This is a genomic window from Salinivibrio sp. SS3 (genome assembly GCF_001722105.1).
Classification (GTDB): domain Bacteria; phylum Pseudomonadota; class Gammaproteobacteria; order Enterobacterales; family Vibrionaceae; genus Salinivibrio; species Salinivibrio kushneri.
In genome coordinates, this window is record NZ_MEBQ01000007.1 from 193,638 (window position 1) to 200,093 (window position 6,456).

Here is a 6,456-nt window from a genome sequence, read left to right on the forward strand (position 1 = left end):
CGAGGCCGAATGAATTGGCGTAATGGCGACAAGAAAAGTCAAAACTTGGGAGCAAGTGCATAAAAAAGCCCACAAGCAAACGGCGAGTGGGCATAGAAGAAAAGTCTTCTAGAAAAAGCAGTGGCACAAGGTGTGACTGCCAGAAATGCGCATAGGTTCCCACTTTTGTACAAAAAAAGCGCAGTGATGGCTGGGGTAGTGCCTGAACGGGCTGCTTAACCATTTTTATTCAACGCATTACATAGTCACCCAAGCACGAAAACCCTCCATCTTTATTTACCAAACAATATACGGTCATGCAGCAAACGCGGGTGTGAAGCCATCTGGCCGCGGTCTCGAAGAAATCACTCAATAATGTGATGTTACTCATGCGATGCGTGTGTGTTTCAGGGTTGTTAAAAGGCATGTCTGCGTATAAAGTTAAACAAGCGTTTAATACAGGTGAATGAACAATGGCAGGACGAGGCGACACCAAAGCAAAAATTCTGGATGCCGCGGAGCAGCTCTTCGCCGAGCACGGGTTTAAAGAAACGTCGTTACGTACGATTACCAGCAAGGCTGGCGTCAACCTTGCCTCAGTGAACTATCACTTTGGCGACAAAAAATCACTCGTGCGTGCAGTGCTCGGACGCTACCTCGAAGCGTTTATGCCAGCGCTCGGTGAACAGCTGCAAGCGCTCTTAGTGCGACCAGAGTGCACGATGGAGCAAGTATTCTCATGTGCAAAGCAGCCAGTGCTTGCGCTTGATGCGTATCGACCACATGGCGCAGCCACCTTTATGCAATTGATTGGCCGTGGTTACACCGATGTACAAGGGCATTTACGTTGGTTTATCACCACCCGTTACGAACACGTTCTGTCGCTGTTTAACCAAGCGGTACGCAAAGCTAACCCTGAACTGACGTCAGAGGCGGTATTTTGGCATTTACACTTCACCCTCGGGGCGGCGATTTTCACCATGGCGTCTAGCGAAGCGTTGCGTGATATTGCCGAAAACGATTTTGGTCGCACCCTCGATACCGAAGCGATCGTTGACCGCTTAATTCCGTATCTAGCAGCAGGGATGAACGCCAAGCCGGCGGCAATGGCACAACAGGGGCAAGTGCTCGCCTTCGCGACGGAGTCACAAGCGGAGTAGGGCAAGCAAAACACATCAAGTGAGGATGCGGTGCGTCCCGCTTATTTGAACCACTCAGCGCAGCGACAGGTATATCACGGTGCGTGAGGGGCAATGTAAAAACCCGTTCTGGTCGCACAATAACAGTAAAAAGAGTGCAACCATGATCAACAAAAGGACCTGAATCATGAGCTCTCAAACTTCAGTACGTCGTTCACTGGTGAGTGATAAAGCGTTTACTTTCTTCAAAAAAGTGCTGCCACCGTTATCCGCCACTGAGCGTGAAGCGATGGAAGCCGGCAGTGTGTGGTGGGACGGTGAACTCTTCTCCGGATCGCCAAACTGGAAGACGTTGCACCAGTATGGTAAGCCAACACTCACAGCGGAAGAGCAATCGTTTATCGACAACCAGCTAGAAACCCTCCTGGCGATGTTGGATGATTTTAAAATTGTCCAAGAGCAAAAAGATCTGCCGGAAGAAGTCTGGGATTATCTGAAAAAAGAGCGCTTTTTCTCGCTGATCATTCCCAAAGAATACGGTGGCCTCGCGTTCTCGGCGCTGGCCAACTCTACCATCGTATCGCGCATTGCCACCCGTAGCTTAAGTGCCGCGGTGACCGTGATGGTGCCTAACTCACTGGGGCCAGGTGAGCTGCTGACTCATTATGGTACTCAAGACCAGCGCGATTATTGGCTGCCACGCTTGGCCGATGGCCGCGAAGTGCCGTGCTTTGGCTTAACCGGCCCAGAAGCCGGATCCGATGCTGGCAGTATTCCAGACCACGGCGTGGTATGCATGGGTGAACACAATGGTGAACAAGTGCTGGGGATCCGCTTAAGCTGGAACAAACGCTACATTACTCTGGCCCCCGTGGCGACCGTGGTGGGCTTGGCGTTTAAACTGGGCGATCCAGACGGCCTGCTGGGGGACAAAAAAGAGCTTGGCATCACCTGTGCCCTGGTCCCCGCAGAACACCCTGGCGTTGAAATTGGCGATCGTCACAATCCGCTCAACATGGCATTTATGAACGGCACCACTAAGGGCGAGGATGTCTTTATCCCGATTGATTGGGTCATCGGCGGTAAAGATTACGCAGGCCGTGGTTGGCGCATGCTGGTGGAGTGTCTCTCTGCTGGGCGGGGGATTTCGTTGCCCGCACTGGGGACGGCGGTAGGGCATCTCGCCACCCGTACCACAGGCGCTTACAGTTATGTGCGTAAACAGTTTGGTATGCACATTGGCCGCTTTGAAGGGGTGGCAGAAGCCTTGGGCCGCATGGGCGGGTTGAACTACTTAATTGAATCTACCCGAACCCTAACCACCACCGCGCTTGATCAGGGAGAAAAACCGGCGATCATCACTGCGATTTCCAAATACCACATGACCGAAATTGCGCGCACCATCTTGAATGATTCGATGGACGTTCACGCGGGCCGTGCGATTCAGTTAGGGCCACTGAACTATATTGGCCATCATTACTTTGGTATTCCGGTGGCCATCACTGTGGAAGGCGCGAACATTCTTACCCGCAACCTCATGATCTTTGGTCAGGGGGCGACCCGTTGCCACCCTTACGTGCTCGAAGAGATGGAAGCGGCGGCGAACCCAGACCAAGAGGCCGGCGCCCAAGCGTTTGATAAATTACTGTTTAAACACATTGGCCATGCCACTAAAAACAGTGTGATGGGGCTGGTCAACGCGCTGACCGGATCGCTGACCAACCGCGCGCCGGTGAGTGGCGAGACGGCTAAATACTATCGTCACCTTACCCGCATGAGTCGTGCACTGGCGGTGACCACCGATGTCGCAATGTTGTCTCTTGGCGGTGAGCTGAAACGCCGAGAAATGCTGTCCGCGCGTCTGGGGGATGTTCTGAGCCACCTTTATATGGCGTCGGCAACGTTGAAGCGCTACGAAGATGAAGGCCGTCCGAGCCAAGATCTGCCGATGGTGCACTATGCGCTGCAATATTGCCTAGCCCAGTGTGCCAAAGCCTTTGATGGCGCCTTTAACAACTTCCCCGCCAAAGGGGTGGGTCGCAGCCTACGTGTGCTCTTGTTCCCGCTCGGTATGCACTACAAAATGCCCTCTGACAAGTTGCTTAATCAGATTGCCGAGCAGTTAATGACCCCGAGCGCAGAGCGCGACCGTTGGACGCACTTATGCTACGTGGGCGATAAAGCCGACGATCCGGTGGCGGTGATGGAGCGTGCCTTTACCGCAATGTGGGCGTGTCGTGACACCGAAAAAGCCCTGATCAAGGCGGTGAAAGCCAAGCAGATTGATGGCAAAGCCAGCTTGGCGGATCGCTCGCAACAAGCGGTTGAGCAAAACCTCATCACCGCTGATGCGCGTGACAAACTGCTAGAGGCTGATGCACTGCGTGCTTATGCGGTACAAGTGGATGACTTTAAAGCCGAATGGTTTACCTCTAGTCAGCTAGAAGGCGGTGCTATTGCCAAGCCCAATCCAAGCAAAGCGGCATAAAGGTCGCGAACTTGCGCCAAAAAGCGTCTGCACCTCGCAGGCGCTTTTTTATTGGCGCTGACACTTGGGGCCACAATGCTGAGATCTTGCCCACTATTCTTGCCTGCAACACCTCCAACCACTGGGTATTTTTGCCCTTTTTCCGTAAAAGGGGATGCATAGGCAGGCGTTAGTATTTATCCTAGCCTCAATTTTGTGAGGGACGTTGAATATGATCATCAAACCTAAAATTCGTGGATTTATCTGTACGACGACACATCCTGTTGGTTGTGAAGCCAACGTAAAAGAGCAAATTGACTACACCAAAGCGCAAGGCCCGATTGCGAATGCGCCTAAGCGTGTACTGGTTGTGGGTGCCTCCAGCGGCTATGGCTTGTCCTCACGCATTGCGGCAGCCTTTGGTGGCGGCGCTGCAACCATTGGCGTGTTCTTTGAAAAACCCGGCACCGAGAAAAAGCCTGGCACCGCAGGCTGGTACAACTCAGCCGCGTTCGACAAATTTGCCAAGCAAGAAGGCCTGTATTCAAAAAGCCTGAACGGCGATGCCTTCTCGCATGAGGCCAAGCAAAAAACGATTGATTTGATCAAGCAAGACTTGGGTCAAATCGACATGGTGGTGTACTCGCTAGCTTCGCCAGTGCGTAAGCTACCTGACAGCGGTGAGCTGGTGCGCTCGTCACTCAAACCTATCGGAGAGACCTACACCTCAACCGCGGTAGACACCAACAAAGATGAAATCATCGAAGCCAGTGTTGAACCGGCCACCGAGCAAGAGATTCAAGATACCGTTACCGTAATGGGCGGCGAAGACTGGGAGCTTTGGATCAACGCTCTTAATGACGCCGGTGTCCTTGCTGAAGGCTGTAAAACTGTCGCTTACAGCTACATTGGTACAGAGCTTACCTGGCCAATCTACTGGGAAGGCGCGCTAGGTAAAGCGAAAATGGACTTAGACCGTGCTGCCAACGCGCTAAACCAAACGCTTTCAGCTAAAGGCGGTAGCGCCAACGTGGCGGTACTCAAAAGCGTGGTCACCCAAGCTAGCTCAGCGATCCCGGTGATGCCGCTTTATATCGCCATGGTATTCAAGAAAATGCGCGAAGAAGGCGTCCATGAGGGCTGCATGGAGCAAATCTATCGCATGTTTACTCAGCGCCTCTATCAAGCTGATGGCAGCGAGCCAGAGGTAGATAGCGAGCGTCGCTTGCGTTTAGATGACCTAGAGCTGCGTGAAGACATTCAGCAGCACTGTCGCGACCTGTGGCCACAGATCACCACAGAGAACCTCACCGAGCTGACTGACTATAAAGAATACAAAGCCGAGTTCTTGAAGCTATTTGGCTTTGGCGTTGAAGGCGTAGACTACGACGCAGACGTGAGCCCGGTAGTGGAATTTGATGTCGAAAACATCTAAAACCGCTTAGCAAACTCCCAAAAGAGGTCAGCCAAACACTGGCCTCTTTTTTATTGGCTGAAAGCTAACCAAACGCACTCCAAATTATAGTTTTTCACTTTACAAGCCAACCCCAACCCAATAATATACGCCGCGTTCCGGAGAGATGGCTGAGTGGTTGAAAGCACCGGTCTTGAAAACCGGCAAGGGTTAATAGCCCTTCTAGGGTTCAAATCCCTATCTCTCCGCCACACATAGAAAAGCCGCTGCTCAGTCAGCGGCTTTTTTGCATTTATGCCCCCACAAATCCCCAAACTCTGACCGCGCCAACATTTTAGACCCCTTTGCCTAAACAGACTGAACAGCGTCTGATAATCTAGTCCGCAAAAAATCGCCCTGTAAGGCCTTTTGGACGCCGCCAACCAAAGGGCGGTAGCGTGGGCGTTAAAGCAAATCCATTGGGCTTGTTGTGCCTGCAAATTGCTGACCAATCACATGGGTATAGATCTGCGTGGTCGAGAGGTCGGTATGGCCCAATAAGGTTTGAATGGTGCGAATATCGTAACCCGCCAAAAGCATCTGCGTGGCAAAGCTATGGCGAAACGTATGACAGGTAACGTGCTTATGGGTGACACCGGCCCTTTGCACGGCTCGATTCAAGGCTTTACGCACATTGGAATCATGCAGATGATGTCGGCAGAGCTTATTAGACACTGGGTGGTGGCAATAATTGTCAGAAGGAAAAATAAACATCCACCCTGTCTTGCGGTACGCATTGGGGTATTTTCTATCCAGCGCGTAAGGCATGGAGGGTCCGATACCTTTTTGATTGTCGCCTTGCTGAATGTCGACAGCTCTTTCACATAATGTATGTAACTCACCGGCCAATTGATTAGGCAGCAAGGTGGTGCGTGATTTTCCACCTTTGCCATTATGAACAGTGATCGCGTTATGATTAAAATCCAAATCCTTGATGCGTAACCTCAAGCACTCATTGATGCGTAGGCCACTGCCGTACATCAGCCCACAAATCAGCTTATCTCTTGCGCCAAGGTAGGCAAAAATTCTGGCAACTTCTTCTTTACTGAGCACAATTGGAATTCGCGGCGATTTTTTGGACGGACTAAACGCAATCTTACCTAGCGGCTGATCTAAAAACTGGTTGTATAGAAAGGCCAGTGCATCGAGTGCAACCTTTTGAGTATTCGGTGAAATTTGTTGCGCATTGGCCAAATAAGACAGAAACGTTTTTACATCCTCATCACTGAGCTCTGTCGGATGTTGCTTATGATGGAAAAGGATAAATCGGCGCACCCAGTATAGGTAACTCTTCTCAGTTTTGATCGCATAGCCTCGCCGCCTGAGCTCGTGCTGAAGGCTTGCCATAAACGGGCTTTTGGTCATGATCCTTTCCCTCCATCTAAGACTGTTTATTCATGGCTCTTCACCGGATGTGG

General features: G+C 51.5%; 4 protein-coding genes and 1 tRNA gene. 4 read left to right on the forward strand and 1 reads right to left on the reverse strand.

Features of this window, described 5'->3' with window-relative positions; translation table 11 throughout:
- Window positions 1-452 precede the first annotated feature (452 nt).
- From BGL48_RS04260 to BGL48_RS04275, 4 genes are all read left to right on the forward strand, one after another.
- Window positions 453-1,139, forward strand: coding sequence for a TetR/AcrR family transcriptional regulator (locus tag BGL48_RS04260; protein WP_069361486.1), 687 nt, complete (start codon window positions 453-455; stop codon window positions 1,137-1,139).
- Between the two features lie 166 nt (window positions 1,140-1,305).
- Window positions 1,306-3,606, forward strand: coding sequence for an acyl-CoA dehydrogenase (locus BGL48_RS04265; protein WP_069361487.1), 2,301 nt, complete (start codon window positions 1,306-1,308; stop codon window positions 3,604-3,606).
- A 211-nt stretch (window positions 3,607-3,817) separates the two neighbouring features.
- Entirely contained in the window at window positions 3,818-5,020 is a 1,203-nt protein-coding gene (gene fabV, locus BGL48_RS04270) for an enoyl-ACP reductase FabV (protein ID WP_069361488.1), read from the forward strand.
- Window positions 5,021-5,159: 139 nt separating this feature from the next.
- Window positions 5,160-5,250: transfer RNA gene (locus BGL48_RS04275), tRNA-Ser, on the forward strand.
- A 193-nt stretch (window positions 5,251-5,443) separates the two neighbouring features.
- Here BGL48_RS04275 and BGL48_RS04280 read toward each other — a convergent pair.
- The gene (locus BGL48_RS04280; RefSeq protein WP_069361489.1) at window positions 5,444-6,403 is read right to left on the reverse strand and encodes an integron integrase; all 960 of its coding nucleotides are present in this window, start codon (window positions 6,401-6,403) and stop codon (window positions 5,444-5,446) included.
- Between the last annotated feature and the right edge of the window lie 53 nt (window positions 6,404-6,456).